Source organism: Arthrobacter sp. 001422645, assembly GCF_059816125.1.
On sequence record NZ_JCBANT010000004.1, the window covers coordinates 20492 to 40545 of the forward strand.

16 protein-coding genes are annotated in these 20054 nt (G+C 67.6%); 5 read left to right on the top strand and 11 right to left on the bottom strand.

Translation table 11 applies throughout. The features are described 5' to 3' along the window. Positions 1-3 precede the first annotated feature (3 nt). From AC6EUH_RS06380 to AC6EUH_RS06405, 6 genes are all read right to left on the bottom strand, one after another. Positions 4-828, bottom strand: a complete 825-nt coding sequence (locus tag AC6EUH_RS06380) for an enoyl-CoA hydratase-related protein (RefSeq protein WP_499738127.1) — start codon at positions 826-828, stop codon at positions 4-6. 29 nt (positions 829-857) lie between these two features. After that, entirely contained in the window at positions 858-2144 is a 1287-nt protein-coding gene (locus tag AC6EUH_RS06385) for a CaiB/BaiF CoA transferase family protein (RefSeq protein WP_499738128.1), read from the bottom strand. Next, a complete protein-coding gene (locus AC6EUH_RS06390; RefSeq protein ID WP_056432892.1) occupies positions 2141-3523 on the bottom strand; it encodes an FAD-dependent oxidoreductase in 1383 nt (460 codons plus the stop codon). Before AC6EUH_RS06390 ends, AC6EUH_RS06385 begins: the two co-directional genes overlap by 4 nt. 11 nt (positions 3524-3534) lie before the next feature. After that, the gene (locus AC6EUH_RS06395; RefSeq protein WP_499738206.1) at positions 3535-4854 is read right to left on the bottom strand and encodes an MFS transporter; all 1320 of its coding nucleotides are present in this window, start codon (positions 4852-4854) and stop codon (positions 3535-3537) included. 176 nt (positions 4855-5030) lie between these two features. Then, the gene (locus AC6EUH_RS06400; protein ID WP_056432900.1) at positions 5031-5639 is read right to left on the bottom strand and encodes a helix-turn-helix domain-containing protein; all 609 of its coding nucleotides are present in this window, start codon (positions 5637-5639) and stop codon (positions 5031-5033) included. A gap of 450 nt (positions 5640-6089) precedes the next feature. Next, entirely contained in the window at positions 6090-6494 is a 405-nt protein-coding gene (locus tag AC6EUH_RS06405) for a DUF4383 domain-containing protein (protein ID WP_499738129.1), read from the bottom strand. A 252-nt stretch (positions 6495-6746) separates the two neighbouring features. On the opposite strand from AC6EUH_RS06405, the gene AC6EUH_RS06410 reads away from it, so the two are divergent. Beyond that, positions 6747-8063, top strand: coding sequence for a cell division protein PerM (locus tag AC6EUH_RS06410; RefSeq protein WP_056432903.1), 1317 nt, complete (start codon positions 6747-6749; stop codon positions 8061-8063). Positions 8064-8121: 58 nt separating this feature from the next. Here the strand turns inward: AC6EUH_RS06410 and AC6EUH_RS06415 are convergent, their stop codons facing one another. Next, entirely contained in the window at positions 8122-8568 is a 447-nt protein-coding gene (locus AC6EUH_RS06415) for a hypothetical protein (RefSeq protein ID WP_499738130.1), read from the bottom strand. A 39-nt stretch (positions 8569-8607) separates the two neighbouring features. Between AC6EUH_RS06415 and purN the strand changes: the two genes are divergently transcribed. After that, positions 8608-9180: a phosphoribosylglycinamide formyltransferase gene (gene purN, locus AC6EUH_RS06420; RefSeq protein WP_499738131.1), complete on the top strand. Its 573-nt coding sequence runs from the start codon at positions 8608-8610 to the stop codon at positions 9178-9180. Positions 9181-9327: 147 nt separating this feature from the next. Further along, on the top strand, positions 9328-10257 hold the full coding sequence (locus AC6EUH_RS06425) for a hypothetical protein (RefSeq protein WP_499738132.1): 930 nt from the start codon (positions 9328-9330) through the stop codon (positions 10255-10257). Positions 10258-10325: 68 nt separating this feature from the next. On the opposite strand, the gene AC6EUH_RS06430 is transcribed toward AC6EUH_RS06425, so the two are convergent. Next, entirely contained in the window at positions 10326-11678 is a 1353-nt protein-coding gene (locus AC6EUH_RS06430) for an MFS transporter (RefSeq protein ID WP_499738133.1), read from the bottom strand. 160 nt (positions 11679-11838) lie between these two features. Between AC6EUH_RS06430 and purH the strand changes: the two genes are divergently transcribed. Then, entirely contained in the window at positions 11839-13524 is a 1686-nt protein-coding gene (gene purH / locus AC6EUH_RS06435) for a bifunctional phosphoribosylaminoimidazolecarboxamide formyltransferase/IMP cyclohydrolase (protein ID WP_499738134.1), read from the top strand. A gap of 568 nt (positions 13525-14092) precedes the next feature. Here the strand turns inward: purH and AC6EUH_RS06440 are convergent. Next, complete coding sequence (locus AC6EUH_RS06440) at positions 14093-15094, bottom strand: trypsin-like serine peptidase (RefSeq protein WP_499738135.1); 1002 nt, start codon at positions 15092-15094, stop codon at positions 14093-14095. 247 nt (positions 15095-15341) lie between these two features. Here AC6EUH_RS06440 and AC6EUH_RS06445 point away from each other — a divergent pair, with 247 nt between their 5' ends. Then, positions 15342-17561, top strand: coding sequence for an NADP-dependent isocitrate dehydrogenase (locus AC6EUH_RS06445; RefSeq protein ID WP_499738136.1), 2220 nt, complete (start codon positions 15342-15344; stop codon positions 17559-17561). Positions 17562-17691: 130 nt separating this feature from the next. Here AC6EUH_RS06445 and AC6EUH_RS06450 read toward each other — a convergent pair whose 3' ends face one another. Then, positions 17692-18246 (bottom strand): FIMAH domain-containing protein, encoded by a 555-nt coding sequence (locus AC6EUH_RS06450; protein ID WP_499738137.1) that lies wholly within the window; start codon positions 18244-18246, stop codon positions 17692-17694. Then, complete coding sequence (locus AC6EUH_RS06455; protein WP_499738207.1) at positions 18243-19403, bottom strand: serine/threonine-protein kinase; 1161 nt, start codon at positions 19401-19403, stop codon at positions 18243-18245. Before AC6EUH_RS06455 ends, AC6EUH_RS06450 begins: the two co-directional genes overlap by 4 nt. Positions 19404-20054: the final 651 nt, after the last annotated feature.

The following is a 20054-nucleotide window of genomic DNA, read 5'->3' on the forward strand; positions in this document are numbered from 1 at the left end:
TGGTCAGCGTCCCGGCCACACGGGCCGGCGCTTTTCCTGGAAGGCGCGGACGCCCTCGGCCGAGTCCTCGCTGTCCAGCGCCGCCATGAGCGCCGGCAGCCGGAGCCCGCGGGCCTCGGCCGCGGTCAGGTGCCCGGTCCGGGTGACCATCTGCTTCACGGCCCGGACGGACGTGGGCGCGCAGGCGAGGATCTGCTCCAGCCAGCGCTGCACCGCGGCGTCGAGCTCCTCCGCCGGGACCACCTCGTTGACCAGGCCCATGGACTGCATTTCCGCGGCTTCGGCCTTCCGCCCGGTGAGGAGCATGCCCATCGCCTGGGTGTAGGGGATGCGGCGCACCAGCTGGTGGATGCCGCCGTCGAGCGCCAAACGCCCGACGCGCGGCTCCGTCAGCCCGAAGCGGGCGGTATCCGCGGCGATCACGATGTCCGAGCCGAGCACCATCTCCATGCCGCCACCCAGGGCGTAGCCGTTGACCCGGGCGATCACCGGAATATCCAGGCTGGTGCGCAGGCTGAGCCCGCCGAACCCGTTGGGGTCCAGCCCGGCCCAGTACTCGAGCCCGGTTTTGTCGACGGCGGAGGAGGACATGTCCGCCCCGGCGCAGAACGCCCGGCTGCCTGCTCCGGTGATAACGACGGCGCGGACGTCGGGGTCGGCTTCCAGCTGATCCCAGATCGAGTTGAGCCGGGCCTGGGCGCGGCCGTCGACCGCGTTGAGCACGTGCTGGCGGTCGATGACCACCGTCGCGACGTGGTTCTCGATGGTCAGGGTGACCTGATCCACCGGCGCGGCGGCGGCGGACGCGGCGCCCGCCGTGCTTTCCACTGACACAGTGCCTTCCACTGACACGGCGGTCACCGGAGCACCCCCAGCTGCTGCAGGCGCTTGATGGTCTCGGCGTCGAAGCCGTTCTCCAGCAGGACCTCCACGTTGTGCTCGCCGAGCCGTGGCGCCACGCGGCGGACGGTGGGCGGGGTGGCGGAGAGCCGGATCGGGGCGTTGAGCATACGCACCGTGCCGACGCCGGGGTGCTCGGCCTCCACCACCATGCCGTTGGCTTCGGTCTGCGCGTCGGCGAGGGCCTGTTCCAGCGTGTGCACGGGCGCGTTCAGGAGGCCCTGGTCCTCGAGCCGTGTGGTCCAGTACTCGGTGGTGTTGGTGGCGATGCGCTCGCGGAAGATCGCCTGCAGCGCCGGCTTGTGCTGGAACTGCTCGGCCAGGGTCGCGAATTCGGGGCGCTGCGTGAGGTCCTCGTCCAGGCCGAGCGCCTCGGAAATGCGGGCCAGCGGGTCCGGGGTGAAGCCGCCCACCATGCATACGGCGCCGTCGGTGGTTTCGAAGACGCCGCTGAGCGGCATGGCGCCCCAGTTGACCTCGTAGCCGCGGTTGAGCTGCATGCAGGCCTCCTGCATCTGCAGGTGCAGCATGGAGTCGTACATGGTCACCTCCACCTTCTGACCCACGCCGGCGGTCTCCCGGGTGCGCAGGGCCAGCAGGATGCCCTGCATCAGGTGCATGCCGGTGATGTAGTCGCAGAGTGTGGTGGGGTAGATCGACGGCTTCTGGTCCTCGGATTCGCGGCGCCACATCACCCCGGAGTAGGCCTGCGCGATCGCGTCCTGGCCGCCCTTGTGCGAGTACGGACCCACAGGGCCGAAGCCCGTGCCGGAGGCCCAGATGATGCCGGGGTTCTGCGCTTTGAGGTCCTCGTAGCCGAAGCCCATCCGTTCCATGACGCCGGAGCGGAAGTTGCTGACCACCACGTCGGCATCGGAAAGCAGGCGGCGGAGCACGTCCTTGCCCTCGTCCGTGCGGGTGTCCACGGAGATGCTGCGCTTGTTGCGGTTGATGGACAGGAAGATCGGGTTGTCCTGGCCGTCCTTGTCCGGGAACGAGTTGCGGGAGATGTCCCCGGCGCCCGGGCGTTCCACCTTGATGATGTCCGCGCCGTAATCGCCCAGCAGCTGGGTGCAGGACGGGCCCATAAACACCTGGGTGAAGTCCACGATCTTGATCCCGTCCAGCGGCAGCGGGGTGCCGGGGCGTTCAGCGGTAGTTTCGGGTCCGGCGGCGGAGGGGGCCGCCGTCGTGCGTTCTGAAGTCTCGCCTCCGGCGAGGAGTTCCTCGATCACGGTGCTCATACCCCCACCACCGCGTCCAGGTCCAGCGTGGCGTTCGACGACGGGACGTCGCCCGGGTCCGCGCCGTGCCGGCGCATGCCCTGCTGGATCTCCAGCGGGGAGACTTCGCGGACGGTGACGCCCTGTTCGATGGCGATGGCGGCGGCCACGCCGACCGCCTGGCCCATGGCCATGCAGGGCGGGATCTCGCGGGACATCTTCTGCGCTTCCGGGGTGGCGGAGTAGTGCCGGCCGGCGACCAGGAGCTGGTCCACTTCCTTGGGCAGCAGCGACCTGTACGGGTAGTAGTAGTCGCGGCCGCGGGCCACGGTGTCCGCGAAGTGCCGGCGGGACGTGACGTCGTCCTTGGTCATGACGTACTCGCCTTCGAGCAGGCGGGTCTGCCGGACGCCCATCTGGGAGGCGACGTCCAGCATGTAGCAGTTCTCGAAGCCGGGCAGGTTGGCGCGGACGTAGTCCACGGCCTCGGAGATCCGGTCCCGGGCGGCGAACTCGGCGGCGGTCATGTCCGCAGGGTCGACGCCGTCGAAGCCGGTCATGTGCGGGGCGTTGCACCAGACGACGCCGTCGATGGGGGTCTTGAGCCACCACAGTTCCCAGGCGCCGCCGAGGAGGCGCTTGATCTTGCGGTTGATGGCGCGGGCTTCTTTCGGGTTGGCCTGCTCGAACGCTTCGGCGGCGTTGGTGTCCACGTTGCCGAGGCGGAAGACGAGGGTGGTGAGGTAGCTGTCCTTGACGTAGCTGGCACCGGCCCGGGAGGCGACGTCGATGTCGCCGGTGGTGTCGATGACGATGTCCGCCATAAACGCCTGCGGGCCGGACTTGGTCTCGCAAATGACGCCCTTCATCACGCCGTTGTCCACGATGGGGCGGGAGAACCAGGAGTGCAGGCGGAGGTTGACGCCGGCTTCGCGGACGAGGTCGTTGGAGACGCGCTTCCAGCCGTCCGGATCGAACGCCGCGGCGTAGCAGACCGGCTTCGGGGTGGTGTGGGAGTGGAAGTCGAAGGTGCCGTAGCGGCCCCACTTGTTCCAGAGTTCCTCGGAGGTCTTGCGGTCATCGGCCGGCGGCACAATGGCCAGGCCCAGCTTCTGGAGCCGTTCGACGTACTCGGAGACGATGCCGGTGACGGTAATTTCCTGGCCGTTGATCATGTCATCGAGCACCAGGACCATACCGCCGGAGGCGAGGCCGCCGAGCGAGGAGTAGCGTTCCAGCAGCGTGACCGAGGCGCCGGAGCGGGCGGCCGTGACGGCGGCGGCCACACCTGCGGGGCCGCCGCCCACCACGAGGACGTCGGAGCGGGAGATGACCGGGGCGGTGAGGTCCGCCGTCGTGGTGCGGAGGTCCAGGGAGATTTGGGGGTCAAGGGAGTTCATAGGAGGGATCCTTACTTTCCGACGAAGATGCCGTTGGTGCGGCGGGCCGCGAGGTACAAAACGATGCTGAGGATGGACAGGACGGCGACGTACACCGGGAAGACCCAGCTGAGGTTCGTGGACTGGAGCCAGACCAGCAGGTAGGAGGCGGTGCCGCCGAAGAGGGCGACGCCGATCCCGTAGCCGAGGGCCACGCCGGTGCCGCGGCAGTTCTTGGGCATCAGGGACGTGCTGACCACGTTGTAGAGGGTCATGTTCAGAACCAGAACCAGGGAACCGCCGAGCAGGACCGCCGCGAAGCCGCCGATGCCGGGCTGGACGTACATCAGCATGAGGAACACGGAGGGAATGGCCAGGATGCGGGTGATGAGGAACCAGCGGGACATCGACTTGCCGTCGGCCAGTTTGCCGATGATCCAGCTGCCGGCCACGAGGATCACGCCCAGCGCGGTGGTGAGGGCGAAGACCGCCGTCGGGTCTTCCTTGAAGCCGCTGCGGGCGGCGCTGGGGAGTCCGACGTTCCAGGCGTAGTTGTAGGCCTGCGCTGCACCGACGACGAAGATGATGGCCAGGACGGAGAGCCAGTGCTTGCGGACCCCGGTCCAGACGGCGCCGGAGGAGTTGTTGGCCATTTCTTCCGGCTTGAGGGTTTCCGGGAGGGCCCGGCGGAGGTATACGACGACGAAGCCGAAGGCCGCGCCGATGATGAACGGCACACGCCAGCCCCATTCGGCCATCACGGCGCCGCCGAGGGTGAGGCTGCACAGGAAGCTGACCAGCGAGGCGAGCAGGATGCCGATGTTGACGTAGAACGACATGATGCCGGCGACGTAGCCTTCGCGGCCGTCCGGAACCAGTTCCACGGCGTGGGAGGTGGAGAGCGGGGCTTCGATGCCGGTGGAGATGCCCTGCAGGATGCGGCACGCCACGAGGATGATGCCGGCCCAGACGCCGATCTGTTCGTAGCTGGGGCAGACGGCGATGACCAGGGTGGTGCCGGCCATCAGCATGATCGACATCAGCATCACCCGGCGTCGACCGATCCGGTCCGCGAGGGTGCCGAGCATGATGCCGCCCAGCGGCCGGAACGCGAAGCCGACGGCGAACACGGCGAGGGCGTTCAGCGTGGCGGAGAGGGGATCGGTGTTGGGGAAGAAATTGGGGCCGATGAAGGCGGAGAGGAGGCCGAAGACCATCCAGTCGTACCATTCCAGGGCGTTGCCGAGGCCGAGGCCCAGAAGACCTTTGCGGACCTCGGGGGTGAATTTTTTGGTGTCTCTTGCGTTTTTCGGGGCCGTGACTGCGCTGTCAGGCCGGGTGCTGTCGAGCATGGGGGTGTCGAGCATGGAATTGTCCTTACGCTGACGCCATTGGGAGGCGGGGGAGGGTATGACGCATCGCCGTCCGGGGTTAAGGGGCGGTGGCTGCGAATGTGGCAAGGACTGTCAGCGGGCCGTGGGGGACCGCGACAGTGGGAAACGATAGGGGCCGCTTGGGGTCGGCGCCGCTACCACGCGTGAGGTGCGTTGACCCAGATCGCTACGCATACCTCTTCGTAGCTGTTCTTGTACCAGTGCGGGGTGTCCGAGGAGAAGGTGATGGAATCGCCTTCCTCGAGCGTGTAGCACTCGCCGTCCAGGAAGATGTCCTTCCGGCCGGCGAGGATGATGCCGAATTCCTCGCCGCTGTGGCGGAAAGGGGTAGCGCTGGTGTCATGGCCGGGCGGGCTGACGATCCATTGGGCTTCCAAGGCGCCGTTGAGGTCGGGTGTGAGCAGTTCATAGACTGCCTCGCCCACGGATTTCTTGGTGACGCCTTTCAGGTTGCGCCGATCGGCCTTGCGGACCACGGGGGACCTGGTTTCTTCCTGGCCGATGAAGAATTTCCCGACCGGGATGTCCAGGCCGTGGGCCAGCTGCGCCAGGGTGGTGAAGGACGGATTCGCCAGGCCTCGTTCGATCTGGCTGACGATTGCCGGGCTGAGGCCCGTGATCTCCGAGAGCTTGGCGAGCGTCATGCCCTTTTCCTTGCGCATGGAGCGCACCTTGTTGCCGACCGTGGCCAACAAGGCGCTGGTGGCAAGGGGGGCACTGCCCGTGGTGCTCTCGGCGGTCATTCGATGTCCTTCACTTGGTGAGCTGACTCACATAACTATAGTGAAGATTTTTAGCAGGTCAATGATTCTGTCCTAATTAAAGTGAAAATATTTACAGGAGTGCGGTTTCGTGGGTGAGAGTTGCGCGGGTCGGGCGTGCGGTGCGTTGGGGATTTGCGGGCGTGCGGGCACCGGAGGCTGCCGCGGACAACGTATGCGGGGTGACGGTTCTGCGCAGATGGGAAGGGCCGCAGGCCGACGCGGAGGGGCGGTGATGTTTCGACCGCTCTCGCGTCGCGCGACCAACGCCCTAACCATCAGGGACCCCACGCGCCGCCACCAACCCCAACCACAAAGAAAGCTGGTGCAGCCGCTGCGTTTCCGCGAGGCGACTGCACCAGCAGGTAGTACGAATTTTCAGATTGCTATGAAACGTTACTCATTCGCGGCTCCCTTTTTCCCGGTGTTCGCTTACCGGGTTTGTGCATCGTCGGCCAGATGCCTCGACATCAGCCAGCCGGCGACTACCATTGCTACGCCCAAGATCATAAAACCCCATGCACCCATGACATTCAGCGACAGGAAATTGGCCGCCGCCCCCACACCGACAATGAGCGTGTAGGCGCTCAGGACGACGTACAGCAGGCCAAAGCCCATGAGGAAGTTCCGGGCGCCCATGGGGTTGTTCCGGGACATCACCACGCCGATGGTGCCGATGAGGGCCTGGATCACGTTCAGCAGCATCGATACCTGGAACAGGCCCAGGAACAGGGCCGTGGAATTCGGTCCAACGATCGCCAATGAGTTGTACTGCGTGGTGATGCCGGGGATGAACCCCAGGATGCCCACGACTATAAGGACGATACCTACACCCATGCCGACGTTCTGGACATCTGTGCGTCCGAAGTGAACGCCATGTGCATGTGGAGATGCGGTAGTCATTTTCTGCCTCCAACCACTGATTGCGGACATTCCAATTTTACGGCCGGGTAGGGAAAAAAGCGCTGGATAGGGGAACAGTTGAACTGAGGGCGCACTACCTGAAACGGGGAAGAATCCCTGCCGAAATCGGCACTTTGAGCCTGTCGTACCGGGCGGGAACCCCTGCACATGGCACGATGGAACACGATGAAACTGCGCGCTGATCAGACCGGGGAACGTGGACTTCCGATGCCGTTGTGGCTGCAGGGAGCCCTCGAGTCCGCGCAGGCAGCCTTCATCTCCGCACTGGTGGTGGCGGCGCCGATTCTCGCCGTGTGGGCCACCGCCGGTTTCCTGAATGGGGCGCCCGATGCCCTGGCCCGCCTCGCCGGCCAGGCCTGGCTGCTGATCCACGGCGTTCCGCTGCTTCTGGACACCGCCGGCGTCGGATCCGCGGCCCAGCCGGAATCCGGCGTCCTTTCCCTAATCCCGCTCGGGCTGACGCTCGTCCCGTTCCTGCTGGCCTGGCGCGCGGGCCGGCGGCTCGCCCGGGCGTCCTACACAGACCAGCTCTGGCAGGCGCTGCTCGGCTCGTGGCTGATGTACGCCGCTTTCGGCCTGACCACGGGCTTTGTCTGCCGCACGCATGACGTCGGCGTGGGCCTGTGGTCCGCCGCCCTTATTCCGCTGATCCCGTTCGCGCTCGGCATGGTGATCGGAGCCCGCCGCGAGGCCGGCTCCTGGAGCCGGCTGATCGGCGTCGACGCCGTCGCCTGGCTCTCCCGTACCAGCCAGCACTCGCGCTGGGCCGGCTCCTACCTCGGGTCCGCGATCAAAGCCGGCTTCGTGGCGCTGATGGCCAGCCTGGCGATGTCCTGCGTGCTGCTCGCCGCCACCTTGTTCATCCACTGGAACCTCGTGATCGCGGTCTATGAAGCGCTCGACGCCGGAGCCTGGGGCGGTGCCGTGCTTACCATCGCGCAGCTCGGCTTCCTGCCCAACTTGGCGCTGTTCGCGCTCGCGTGGACGTCCGGTGCGGGCTTCGCCCTCGGTGTCGGCTCCCAGGCTGGGGCGCTCGGCACCGCCGTCGGGCCGCTGCCGTCGATCCCGGTGTTCGCTGCGCTGCCGGCCGGATCGATGGAGTTTGGTGCCGCGGCGCTGGTGGTACCGGTCCTCGCCGGGATCCTGGCCGGCTGGTGGTTCCTGCGGGAGGGCGAAAACCACTTCGACGAATGGCTCTCGATCAAGGTCCGTGCGCGCTGGTTCACCGCCACGGTGTCCACCCTGGCGCTCGGCGTGATGGTCGGCGGCGTCGCCGGGCTGCTCGCGGCCGGTCTGGCCTGGTTGGCCCGCGGCTCCGCGGGCATCGGGCGGCTCACGGACATTGGACCCGATCCGCTCCGGACGGCACTGTTCGTGGCCGCGGAAGTGGGGATCGGCGTCGTGATCGGTTACGCCGCCGGACCGTGGCTGGAACGCCAGCAGAAGCTGCGCGAAGCGGACCTGGAGCCGGCGTCCCTGTGACGCGGCTCTGCGTTTAGCGGGACCACGTTCGGCGGCACCGCGCTTAGCGGAACCGCGCTTAGCGGAACCGGGGCAGCGATTCTTCCAGCTGGGTCTGGCACTTGGAGGCCGCCTGCTGGGTCAGGGCCTGTCGGCTGCACTGCTGGTAATCCCGGACCTGGTTGAAGAACAGGGCCGAGGACACAAGCAGCAGCACCTGCACGGCCACAACCACCAGCCCGGAAATCGTTCCGAACAGCACAAACCTGGATTCCTTGAACTTGGCGTACCGGACCAGCACCATGATGCCCAGCACGATCGCGGCCACCGTCAGGAGTGCACTCAGCCAGAGGTAATTGATGTCCAACTGGTAGACGAAGAACGACCCCAGCACCGCCACGATGAAGCTGCGGAACAGCATGTGGGTTTTCGCCTGCGAGGCCTTGGCCGCGTCGCTGAGCGGATGCTGGCCCTGCGGCTGGCCGCCCTGGCCGCCCTGGCTGCCGGAGTCGTTCGGGGGATTCATGTTTTCCAGCCTACGCGAGCGGCCCCATAAGCTAAGACCATGCGCATCGTAGTCCTCGTCTCCGGCACCGGCTCCAACCTCCAGGCCGTCATCGACGCCGTGAAAGAGGGCAGGCTCGACGTCGAGATCGCCGCGGTCGGCGCGGACAGGCCGGGCACGTACGGGGTGGAGCGCTCCGCCGCCGCCGGCATCCCGACCTTCGTGGTGGACTTCAAGGCCTACCCGGACCGGGCCGCCTGGAACACGGCGCTCACCGAAGCCGTGGCCGCGTACGCGCCCGACGTCGTCGTGTCGTCAGGGTTCATGCGGATCGTCAGTGCGGACTTCATCGACGCGTTCGGCGGCAAATACCTCAACACGCACCCGGCCCTGCTGCCCGCGTTCCCCGGCGCGCACGGCGTCCGCGACGCGCTGGCCTACGGCGTGAAGGTCACTGGCTGCACGGTGCACTGGGCCGACGCCGGGGTGGACACGGGCCCGATCATTGCGCAGGAAGCCGTGACGGTCGGGGACGGCGAGACCGAGGACTCCCTGCATGAACGGATCAAGGTGGTGGAACGCCGGCTCCTGGTCTCCACGCTGGCGTCCCTCGCCGCCGCAAAGACGCCCTGACCGCGAGTAGCCTGCCCACCCAACTGACTCGCAGCAGGGGCCGTTTTGGACGCTCAAAACGGCCCCTGCTGCGAGTCACTTTCATAGGCCGGCGAATGCCTGTGGATAACTCTCCGGAGCAGTACCTGGCTTTGCGACGATGGGTCGATGAAGACACCCCGACCGCTCCCGGCGGCGTTGTCGGCGCCGTTTACCGTCCAAGAGGCAGCCGAGGTCGGGGTCAGCCGGCGCCGGCTCAAGCACAGCTCCCTGCACATTCCGAGCCGCGGGATCCGATTGCTGGCTGAACTGCCCGATTCACTGAACCTCCAAGCCCGGCCCCTGACCCTAGTGACGCAATTCTCCGCGGCCTCCCACGCGACAGCATTCCTGATCTGGGACTTTCCGGGCTTCCTACCGGGCTCGCATGCTCCCGGCATCCACATTTCCCGCCCTGACACGATGGCGATACCGCGGCGAAGGGGCGTGATCGGCCACGTCGGGCAGTTCTTCGACGACGAAATCACCAGGGTCGACGGCGTGCTGGTCACCACGCGGACCCGGACGTGGCTGGACTGCGCGCGGAAGATGAGCGTTGACGAGCTGACCGTGGTGGCGGATCACCTATTGCGCCATCCCCGGCCTGCAATCGAGAACCCGACGAAGCCCTACGCCAGTCCGGGGCAACTGGCCGAGATGCTGGATCGGCACAAGGGTACGCCCGGCATCCGCAAGGCGCGGCTGGCCCTCGAACAGGCCCGGATCGGTGCGGACTCGGCCCCCGAGACGAGGCTCCGGCTCGCGCTGTGCCGTTCGGGACTGCCGGAACCGGACCTAAACGTGGGCACGGTCCTGCGCCCCGGCGTCGTACGTCAACCTGATCTTGCCTATCCGAAGTACCGAATTGCCGTGGAGTACGAGGGCGCCGTGCATTCCGAAGCAGCCCAAGTCATCCGCGACATCGCCAAGGAAGAGGACTTCAGCGGGGCTGGGTGGATCCTTGTCCGGATCTCCAAACGGCACATGGCGAACGACGCACGCGCCGCCGTCGCCAAGGTCCGGGCCGCTCTCGCCAGCCGTGGCTGGCAGCCCAACTGACTCGCAACAGGGGCCGTTTTGGACGCTCGAAACGGCCCCTGCTGCGAGTCAGTTGGCGGAGTGAGCGCCTAGGCGAGCTGGCGCTGCTTGGTCTCGGGCGCGAAGAACGCCATCCACAGCACACTCAGGAGCACCAGCACACCGGCGACGGCGAACGACGTCGCGAGCCCCAGTTCCGGCCAGAGGAACGCCGCGAAGACCAGCGGGCCGAAGCCGGCGCCGAGCCGGGAGAACGTCGAGGCCCAGCCGAAGCCCGAGCCGCGCAGCTCCGTCGGATACAGCTCGGAGACATAGGCGTAGAGCACCGGGATGGCCACCTGCACCACAAAGCCGAACACCAGCAGCCAGAACACGGCCGCCGTCGGGATGTCCACCACGATCGCGACGATCACCAGGGTCAGCGCGGACAGCGGACCGGTGATCGCCAGGATCCACTTGCGCCCCACGCGTTCCACCAGCAGCGCCGCCACCACCACCCCGAGGAGCCCGACGGCGGCCATGGAGGCGGTGGTGAGGAACGCCTTGTACTCCTCGAATCCGGCGCCGATCAGGATCCGCGGCATCCACGTCAGCGACAGGTAGTAGACCAGCAGGATGCTGAAGAACAGGGACCAGGCCGCCGTCGTGATTTTCCAGTCGTACTGCCAGAGCAGGCGCAGCTGGGTCCAGGCGCTGCCGGCGGAGAGCCGGGGCGCATCCTGCGCCTCGGGCAGGCTGTAAACGCGGGGCTCCGCCCCGGTCGCGGCGACGAGGTCATCGATCACCTTGGCGGCCTCGTCCCGCCGGCCCTTGCGGATCAGGAACAGCGGGGATTCGGGGACGCTGCGGCGGACCCAGAAGACCAGCAGCGCCGGCAGCACCATGACCAGCATGGTCAGCCGCCAGTCCCCGTACAGGGCCACGAGGCCGGCGGACACGAAGCCGCACAGCGCGGCCCCGATCGGCCACCAGCCGTCCATCGCGGTGAGCACCTTGCCGCGCTGCTTGCGGGGCGTGAACTCGCCTACCAGCGCGTAGTCCACCGGGATGCAGCCGCCCAGGCCGAAGCCGGCCATAAACCGGAAGGCGACAAACCAGAGGAAGTCGGGGGAGAAGGCGCCCAGCACGGTGAAGAGCGAGAAGATCAGCAACGTGGCGGTGAAGGCCTTTTTGCGCCCGATCGTGTCCGCGATGGTGCCCCAGATGAAGGCGCCCAGGGCCATGCCGATCAGGTTCGAGGCGCCGATCCAGGCGGCCTCGCCCGGGCTGAGGGACCAGTGCTTGGACAGCAGCGGAATCAGGATGCCGTTGAGCGTGACGTCCCAGGCGTCGAACATAAAGCCCAGGCCGCCGATCAGGAAGATCCGGCCCTGCACCTTCCAGCGCCAGGGCAGTTCCTGGACCACCTGTTCGCCGCTGGGCACCGTGGTGTATGTATTCATCTCAGCCTCCTGGGAAAACTCTACGTGGCCGCGCGCGGGTGCGGCGCGCTTCATACTCCGGCGCGCGGGCATCCCGGCGGACGGCAGAGGGCGCTGACGCGATAAACTGGCCGCATCCCCACCACCCGCGGCCCCGCCGCGATATAAGACGGAGACTTTTGTGAGCTTCACGCAGCTTGACCGTGTATCCATCGACCGTGTTCCCATCCGCCGGGCCCTGATTTCGGTCTACGACAAGACTGGTCTGGAGGAGCTCGCGAGGGGCCTGCACGACGCCGGCGTCAAGATCGTCTCCACCGGCTCCACCGCCAAGAGGATCGCCGCCGCCGGCATCCCGGTGCAGGAAGTCGAGGAAGTCACCGGCTCCCCGGAAATGCTGGACGGCCGCGTCAAGACCCTCCACCCGCGCGTCCACGGCGGCATCCTCGCCGACCGCCGCGTCCCGGCCCACATGGAGACGCTCGCGTCGATGGACATCGAGCCGTTCGACCTCGTCGTCGTGAACCTCTACCCGTTCGTGGAAACCGTGAAGTCCGGCGCCGCGCAGGACGACGTCGTCGAGCAGATCGACATCGGCGGCCCCGCGATGGTGCGCTCCGCCGCGAAGAACCACGCCGCCGTCGCGATTGTGGTGGACCCCTCCTCGTACCACGACGTCGTGGCTGCCGCCGCTTCCGGCGGCTTTGACCTGAAGACCCGACGCCGGCTGGCCGCCAAGGCCTTCGCGCACACCGCGACCTATGACACCGCCGTGGCCAGCTGGACCGCGAGCCAGTTCCTCGACGAGGACGGCGACGGCGTCATCGACTGGCCCGCCTACGCCGGGCTGGCCCTGGAGCGCTCCGAGGTGCTCCGCTACGGCGAAAACCCGCACCAGCAGGCCGCCCTCTACGTGGACAAGGCCGCCCCGGCCGGCATCGCGCAGGCCGACCAGCTGCACGGCAAGGCCATGAGCTACAACAACTTCGTCGACGCCGACGCCGCCCTGCGCGCCGCCTTCGACTTCGCCGAGCCGGCCGTCGCGATCATCAAACACGCCAACCCCTGCGGTGTGGCCGTGGGTTCGGCCTCCGCGGCGGACCCCATCGCCGACGCGCATGCCAAGGCGCACGCCTGCGACCCGGTCTCCGCGTTCGGCGGCGTGATCGCGGCGAACCGTACGGTCACCGCGGGCATGGCCCGGACCGTCGCGGGCATCTTCACCGAGGTGGTCATCGCCCCGGGCTTCGAAGACGAGGCCGTGGAGATCCTGTCCAAGAAGAAGAACATCCGCCTCCTCGCCCTGCCCGAGGGCTACGGCCGCTACCCCTCCGAAATCCGCCAGGTCTCCGGCGGCGTGCTGGTGCAGATGTCAGACCGGGTGGACGCCGACGGCGACAACCCCGCCAACTGGACCCTCGCCGCCGGTGACGCCGCCGACGCCGGCACCCTGGCCGACCTCGCGTTCGCCTGGACCGCCTGCCGCGCCGCCAAGTCCAACGCCATCCTGCTGGCTTCGGATGGCGCCGCCGTGGGCATCGGCATGGGCCAGGTCAACCGGCTCGATTCCTGCAAGCTCGCCGTCGAGCGGGCCAACTCGCTGGGTGTAACTGTGGACTCCGATGTTGACGGTGCGGGCGGCGCTTCCAACGCCGACGCCGCCGGAGCCCCGGAACGTGCCCGCGGGGCCGTCGCGGCGTCGGACGCGTTCTTCCCGTTCGCCGACGGGCTGCAGATCCTGATCGACGCCGGCGTCCGCGCCGTCGTCCAGCCCGGTGGCTCGGTCCGGGACGACGAAGTCATCGCCGCAGCCAACGCCGCGGGCATCACGATGTACTTCACCGGCGCCCGGCACTTCTTCCACTAAGTAACTGCTGGCGGGGTTGCTCGTCGCGGAGCCCGGCGCGCGGTTGCTCGCCCGAGCGGCGGGTGTCGCTGGGCCGCGGACCGGCGCGGCCGCAGCACCAAGAATGGACATGCCCTCCCCTCGCGGAGGGCATGTCCATTTTTTGTGGCCGCGGATGGGCATAAAGGGATTGTGCCCAGTCCTTCGTTCCGGGCCAGGGCATGTCCGGCGGTGCCCGGGGGATTGCGCCCAGTCCTTCGTGCCGTGGGAGGACATGTCCCGTGGCTAGGCCGTAGTTGCCAGGATTATTGGGGTCAGGCTGGACGCGCGTAGCGAGCAGGGCGGGGACATGCTCATTGTTCGAGCCCAGGACTGGGCACGAGGGGTATATGTCCAAGCCAAGGCGCCAAGGGAGGGCATGTCCCGTAGTGCCAGGGGATTGTGCCCAGTCCTTCGTGCCGGGGGAGGGCATGTCCCGTGGCCGAGGGCACAATTCGGGGCCGCACGCCAAAGCGGGGCCACCTGGGCCCATCCCCGCTGCTGGAGATGGGCCTCGAGTGACCCCGCGTCTGTGTAGCCGGGTGGACGCCTAGGCGGCGGCCGCGCTGCTGTAGGCCTGCTGGATGACGGAGCCCCAGTACGGGCCGTACATCGTGGTGGACTTGCTGCCGTAGCCGTAGCTGTTGACCGAGTTCTGGTAGCCGGTGGAGCTGGAACCGATGAACCACGGGCCGCCCGAGGACCCGCCGGTCATGTTGCAGGGAATGCCCTGGCTGTTGAACTGCGGGTTGTACGGGTCATTCGTGGCGGTGCCGCTGCAGCTCTTGAGGGACTCGCCGTTGAAGGGCGCCGCTGCGGGGTAGCCGAAGGCCTTGTAGCTCAGGCCGCGTGCGGCGTTGAACTGTACGCCCGAGGCACCCACGACGTCGGCTAGTTTCTGGCCGTTGAGGGTGTTCATAACGGCGAAGCCGGTGTCGTACGTCATGTCGCCGCCGGAGCTCCACTGGGTGGGGGCGTGGAGGGACTTGGCCGTCCACATACCGTAGGGCGCGGAGCCGTTCAGGTAGGCGGGAACGAACGTGAACTTGGTGGCGAAGGCGCCCGGGCCCTCGTTGACGCAGTGGCCGGCGGTGGAGACGGTGCTCTTGTTCGTGGAGGAGACCGAGTTGCCCGAGCAGACGTAGTTGGTGCCGCCCAGGGTGAAGAAGACCTTGCCGATGTGCTTGACCGGTGTCTCGCTGGCATTTGCCTTGGGCTGGACTTCCTTGGCCTGGCGCAGCGGGCTCTGGGCCTCCACCGTGCTGGGCGCCCCGGCTTCGGCCGGCCGGCTCAGGGCGGCCGTGGAGTTGGCGCTCCGCTGTTTGGCCTTTTCGGCCAGCACGTCACCGGGGATGGCGTTGCGCATCCGCTCGGCCGTCCAGTACTCCGCTCCGCCTGTCTCGACGACGGTGTGGCTGCTGACCCCCGACGTCTCCGTCGGTGCCTTGCCGGGTGCCGGGGCTGCGCTGGCTGCCCCCGCAGCGCTCAATGCCAGGAGTGCTGCGGCCGAGAGGCTCAATAGGCTGGTGGCCAGAGTTTTGGGTGTTCTCATGGTTGTCCTAACCGGTGGAAAGCGGTGCGGCTGCCGGTGGCGTCCGCTGTGATGGGAACGAAACTACGGGACTTTGACCAATCTGTAAAGCATCTTGTCAAGTCTTGTCATGACGGGTTGTGCGCTTCATGGAGTCCGGGGCGGACGACGCCGGTAGGCGGCAACCCGGCTCCCTCGGGTAAGTTAGTGATGTTGAGATAACACAAAATTCCGGAAATACCCAGACCTTCAGGGAGACGCCCGAGCAATGGCAAAGATTATCTATACCCACACCGACGAAGCGCCGATGCTGGCAACCTATTCGTTCTTGCCGATTGTCGAAGCCTACGCTTCGACGGCCGGTGTGGAGGTGGAGACCCGAGACATTTCGCTGGCCGGCCGCATCATCGCCGCGTTCGGCGACTACCTCACCGAAGAGCAGCGCGTCAGTGACGCCCTGGCCGAGCTTGGCGGCCTCGTCAAGAAGCCCGAGGCCAACATCATCAAGCTGCCCAACATCAGCGCCTCGACGCCGCAGCTGAAGGCCGCCATCGCGGAACTCCAGGGCCAGGGCTACGCCCTTCCGGACTACCCGGACAACCCCTCCTCGGACGAGGAGACGGACATCCGCTCCCGCTACGACAAGATCAAGGGTTCCGCCGTCAACCCGGTGCTCCGCGAGGGCAACTCGGACCGCCGCGCGCCGCTGTCGGTCAAGGCCTATGCCCGCCAGAACCCGCACAGCATGGGCGCCTGGACCCCCGAGTCCAAGACCAACGTCGCCACCATGGACGCCGATGACTTCCGCTCCAACGAGAAGTCCGTGGTCATCAAGGCCGACGGCAACGTCAAGATCCAGCTGGTCAAGGAGGACGGCACGGTCAAGGTGCTCAAGCGTGCCTTCCCCGTCCTCGCCGGCGAGGTCATCGACGGCACCGTGATGCGCGCGGCCGCGCTGGATACCTTCCTCGCCGCACAGGTGGCCCGCGCGAAGGAAGAGGGTGTGCTGTTCTCCGCCCACCTGAAGGCCACCATGATGAAGGTCTCGGACCCGATCATCTTCGGCCACGTCGTCAAGGCGTACTTCGCCGACCTCTTCGACACGTACGGCGCCCAGCTCGCCGCCGCCGGCCTGAGCCCGAACAACGGCCTCGCCTCCATCCTCAACGGCCTCGAGGACCTCCCCGAGGAGATCCGCGCCGACGTCGAGGCAGCCATCCAGAAGGGCCTGAACGACGGCCCCGAGCTGGCCATGGTCGATTCCGACAAGGGCATCACCAACCTGCACGTCCCCTCCGACGTGATCGTGGACGCCTCCATGCCGGCCATGATCCGCAGCTCCGGACACATGTGGGGCCGCGACGGCCAGGAAGCCGACACGCTCGCCGTCCTCCCGGACAGCAGCTACGCCGGCATCTACCAGGTGGTCATCGACGACTGCCGCGCCCACGGCGCCTTCGACCCCACCACGATGGGCACCGTCCCGAACGTCGGCCTGATGGCCCAGGCCGCCGAGGAATACGGCAGCCACGACAAGACCTTCGAGATCCAGTCCGCCGGCACCGTGCAGCTGATCGGCGACGCCGGCACCGTGCTGATCGAGCACCAGGTCGCCCCGGGTGACATCTGGCGCGCCTGCCAGACCAAGGATGTCCCGGTCCGCGACTGGGTCAAGCTGGCCGTCACCCGCGCCCGCGCCTCCGCCACGCCGGCCGTCTTCTGGCTGGACAAGAGCCGCGCCCACGACGCCCAGATGATCGCCAAGGTGGAGGAATACCTCAAGGAACACGACACCGAGGGCCTGGAGATCGCCATCCTGTCCCCGGTCGAGGCTACGGCCTTCACACTGGAGCGGATCCGTAAGGGCGAGGACACCATCTCGGTGACCGGCAACGTGCTGCGCGACTACCTTACGGACCTGTTCCCGATCCTGGAACTTGGCACCAGCGCCAAGATGCTCTCCGTGGTGCCGCTGATCAACGGCGGCGGCCTCTTCGAAACCGGCGCCGGCGGCTCTGCCCCGAAGCACGTCCAGCAGCTTCTGAAGGAAAACCACCTGCGCTGGGACAGCCTGGGTGAGTTCCTGGCCCTGGCCGTCAGCTTTGAGCACCTTGCCACGTCCACGGGCAACGCCCGCGCGCAGATCCTTGCCGACACCCTGGACCGCGCCACCGGGACGTTCCTGCTGGAGAACAAGTCCCCGAAGCGCAAGGCCGGCGAACTGGACAACCGCGGCAGCCACTTCTACCTGGCCAAGTTCTGGGCCCAGGAACTGTCCCGCCAGACCGACGACGCCGAGCTGGCCGCGGCCTTCGCCGCCGTCTCCGGCGCGCTGGATGCCGGCGAGGAAACCATCGTCGGAGAGCTCCTGGCTGCCCAGGGCTCGCCGGTGGACCTCGGCGGGTACTATCACCCGGACGAGGCCAAGGTCACCGCAGTCATGCGGCCCTCGGCCAAGTTCAGCGAAGTCCTGTCGATGCTGGGCTAGGACCGCCACGCCGTTTCACCGGCGACAGGCAACGCCGAACGGCGCAGCGGAAACTTCCGCTGCGCCGTTCGGCGTTTTTGCCCTGTCAGGGCCGCTGCCGGCGTCGCCGTCGGAACGGCCCGGCGCGGCTTCAGCCGTTCTTGCCCTTACCCTTCGGCTTGCCCTTGTCGGCCGGCGCGGGCGCGACGGCGGGCGGGGGAGCCGCAGCGGCTGCAGCGGCCTGCGCGGCTGCTGCCTGCGCCGCCGCTTTTTCTGCTTGCGCCTTGTCTGCCGCGGCCTTGTCTGCTGCCGCTTTGTCTGCGGCGGCCTTGGCCTTCTGCTCGGCGGCAACCCGGGCGGCTTCGGCCTGCCGGGCCTTGAGGTCCGCCCGGACGGCGTCGACGGACTTGCTGATGCTCTGGTGCCGTTTGAAGGACACGTCCCCGCGGGCAGCCGCCTCATCCAGTTCCAGCACGAAAGCGTCAAGGTGCTTCAGTGATGCGGCCGGATCATTGGCGGCGGCTGCCCCGGTCACGGCAAGGACCTTGGATTGCAGCTGCCGGGCGGCATTGCGGTCCAGATCCGGGGCGGCGGCGCAGCCGCCAAGGGTGGCGGTGACGAGCGCCATGCCAAGGACCGCGCCGGCGAGGCGCAGACGCCGGCTGTTGCGCGCGGCGCCGCGGGCCCGCCGGTTAATCAAGCTCATGGTTCCACGCTCTTCTGCAGCTCTTTCAGGTGCTCGCCAAGCTCCCCGGGCACACCCGGGTAGGGGACGACGTCGGGCGGTTCAGGGGTTGCCAGGGCGACGACGGCGGCGACGCCACCCGTCATGACGGCCAGCAACGCAAGGGACAGCAGGATCCGGGTGCGGCGGCGGGACCGCCTGAAGCGTGCAGCGGACCGCATCAGGAGTGACCTCCGGCCTGGGCCGGCCACTGCGTCCGGGTCCAGCCGGTGCAGGGCCAGCGTCCCCCCGCCCGAGCGGGTGGAAGAGGCGTCTTCGGGAACCGGTGCCGCGGCAGGCAGCCGCGGTGGCCGGCCCGGAGGGGCGGGCAGCACCCGGGTCCGCTCTTCGGCCAGGAGGCCGGGAAGGGCGCCGGGCGAGATCAGGGCATGCCGCAGCGCCACCTCGAGGTCCGCTGCAGACGGACGGTCCAAGGGGTCCAGCGCTGTCATGGACCGGATCAGCTTGGCCCATTCGGCCGGGACGGAATCGGGGATGCCCGGTGCCCTGTGCAGTCTCGCCACCGCGGATTCCACCGCGCTGCCGGGATATTCGACCTCTCCCTTGAGGCATTCGAGCAGGACCAGCCCCAGGGAATAGATGTCGCTGGCCGGGCCCAGGTCCGCGCCCCGGGACTGTTCCGGGCTCAGGTACGCGGCGGTGCCCACCATGGTGCCCGTCGCTGTCAGCCGGGTGCCATCCATCATGCGGGCGATCCCGAAGTCGGTGAGTTTGGGCCGCAGCGGTTCCCCGGGACGGACCGGAACCAGGAGGATGTTCGCCGGCTTGATATCCCTGTGGATGATGCCGAGCGAGTGCACGTAGGCCAGGGCGTCCGACACTCCGGCTCCGATGACCGCGATCTCAGCCAGCGGCAGCGGGCTGTGCCGGATCCGCGTCCGGAGGTCCTGTCCGTCAACGAGTTCCATCGTGAGGAAGGGGCGGGGTTCCCCGGGGATCCGGGTGTCCGTGCCGGCGTCGAACAATGTGACCAGGCTCGGATGGTTCAGGGTTGCCAGGAGTTGAATCTCGGCTTCCTGGCGCTTGAGTTCGTCGGCATCGGCGGACTGCGGCGCAAAGAGTTTGAGCGCCACGTCGCGGCCCAGGTTCATGTCCTTGGCGGCGTAGACGGAAGCCATGCCGCCCCGGCCGATCACTTCCCCCAGTTGGTATCGGCCGCCCAGGAGCTCGGCCGTGACGATATCGGGCGAACTGTCCACGTTTGTCCCCGTCCCTTCTCCGTGCGCCACGGCGGCGCACCTCCTGAATGATACCGGGACGGGTATCGGCTCCCCGCACTGCGGCCAAAGACCGATGGCCGCTGTGCGGGGCAGAAGCTTCCGCAGCCTGTCTGCCGTTGAGTCCCCCAGCGGACCCAACGACGGATTGCCTTGCCGGAGCCTGTTCACCGTTGAGTCCCCCAGCGGACCCAACGACGGATTGCCTTGCGGGGCCTGTTCACCGTTGAGTCCCCCAGCGGACCCAACGATGGACTGCCTTGCCGGAGTTGTGGGCCGTTGAGTCCCCCAGCGGACCCAACGACTTCGCTCCGGCCTCACAAAGACCTGGCGGGAGCGGGGCTCTTAGGGCGGGCGTTCCTCCTGCTGGGGGCAGGGTTTGCGGCGCGCAGGGGGGCCTCCGGGGCTGGCCGGCGCGGCGTCCGGTCCTGCAGGCGCTGACGACGTCAGTCCCGAGGCGGGGGAGGCGAAAGAGGCAAACGGGGTGCCGGAGTACCGGCGGTGGACGGTGGCGTCCATGGGGAATCTCCTGAATGACTGTTAACGGGCGCT

What these genes read in the sequence shown, in the direction of transcription:
- purN (WP_499738131.1), top strand. Translation starts at nt 8,608, where the DNA reads ATGCGCATCGTAGTCCTCGTCTCCGGCACCGGCTCCAACCTCCAGGCC.
- AC6EUH_RS06395 (WP_499738206.1), bottom strand. Translation starts at nt 4,854, where the DNA reads ATGCTCGACAGCACCCGGCCTGACAGCGCAGTCACGGCCCCGAAAAAC.
- AC6EUH_RS06385 (WP_499738128.1), bottom strand. Translation starts at nt 2,144, where the DNA reads ATGAGCACCGTGATCGAGGAACTCCTCGCCGGAGGCGAGACTTCAGAA.
- AC6EUH_RS06445 (WP_499738136.1), top strand. Translation starts at nt 15,342, where the DNA reads ATGGCAAAGATTATCTATACCCACACCGACGAAGCGCCGATGCTGGCA.
- AC6EUH_RS06430 (WP_499738133.1), bottom strand. Translation starts at nt 11,678, where the DNA reads ATGAATACATACACCACGGTGCCCAGCGGCGAACAGGTGGTCCAGGAA.
- AC6EUH_RS06390 (WP_056432892.1), bottom strand. Translation starts at nt 3,523, where the DNA reads ATGAACTCCCTTGACCCCCAAATCTCCCTGGACCTCCGCACCACGACG.
- AC6EUH_RS06440 (WP_499738135.1), bottom strand. Translation starts at nt 15,094, where the DNA reads ATGAGAACACCCAAAACTCTGGCCACCAGCCTATTGAGCCTCTCGGCC.
- AC6EUH_RS06455 (WP_499738207.1), bottom strand. Translation starts at nt 19,403, where the DNA reads ATGGCTTCCGTCTACGCCGCCAAGGACATGAACCTGGGCCGCGACGTG.
- AC6EUH_RS06405 (WP_499738129.1), bottom strand. Translation starts at nt 6,494, where the DNA reads ATGGGTGTAGGTATCGTCCTTATAGTCGTGGGCATCCTGGGGTTCATC.
- AC6EUH_RS06410 (WP_056432903.1), top strand. Translation starts at nt 6,747, where the DNA reads ATGAAACTGCGCGCTGATCAGACCGGGGAACGTGGACTTCCGATGCCG.
- AC6EUH_RS06400 (WP_056432900.1), bottom strand. Translation starts at nt 5,639, where the DNA reads ATGACCGCCGAGAGCACCACGGGCAGTGCCCCCCTTGCCACCAGCGCC.
- AC6EUH_RS06425 (WP_499738132.1), top strand. Translation starts at nt 9,328, where the DNA reads ATGAAGACACCCCGACCGCTCCCGGCGGCGTTGTCGGCGCCGTTTACC.
- AC6EUH_RS06450 (WP_499738137.1), bottom strand. Translation starts at nt 18,246, where the DNA reads ATGAGCTTGATTAACCGGCGGGCCCGCGGCGCCGCGCGCAACAGCCGG.
- AC6EUH_RS06415 (WP_499738130.1), bottom strand. Translation starts at nt 8,568, where the DNA reads ATGAATCCCCCGAACGACTCCGGCAGCCAGGGCGGCCAGGGCGGCCAG.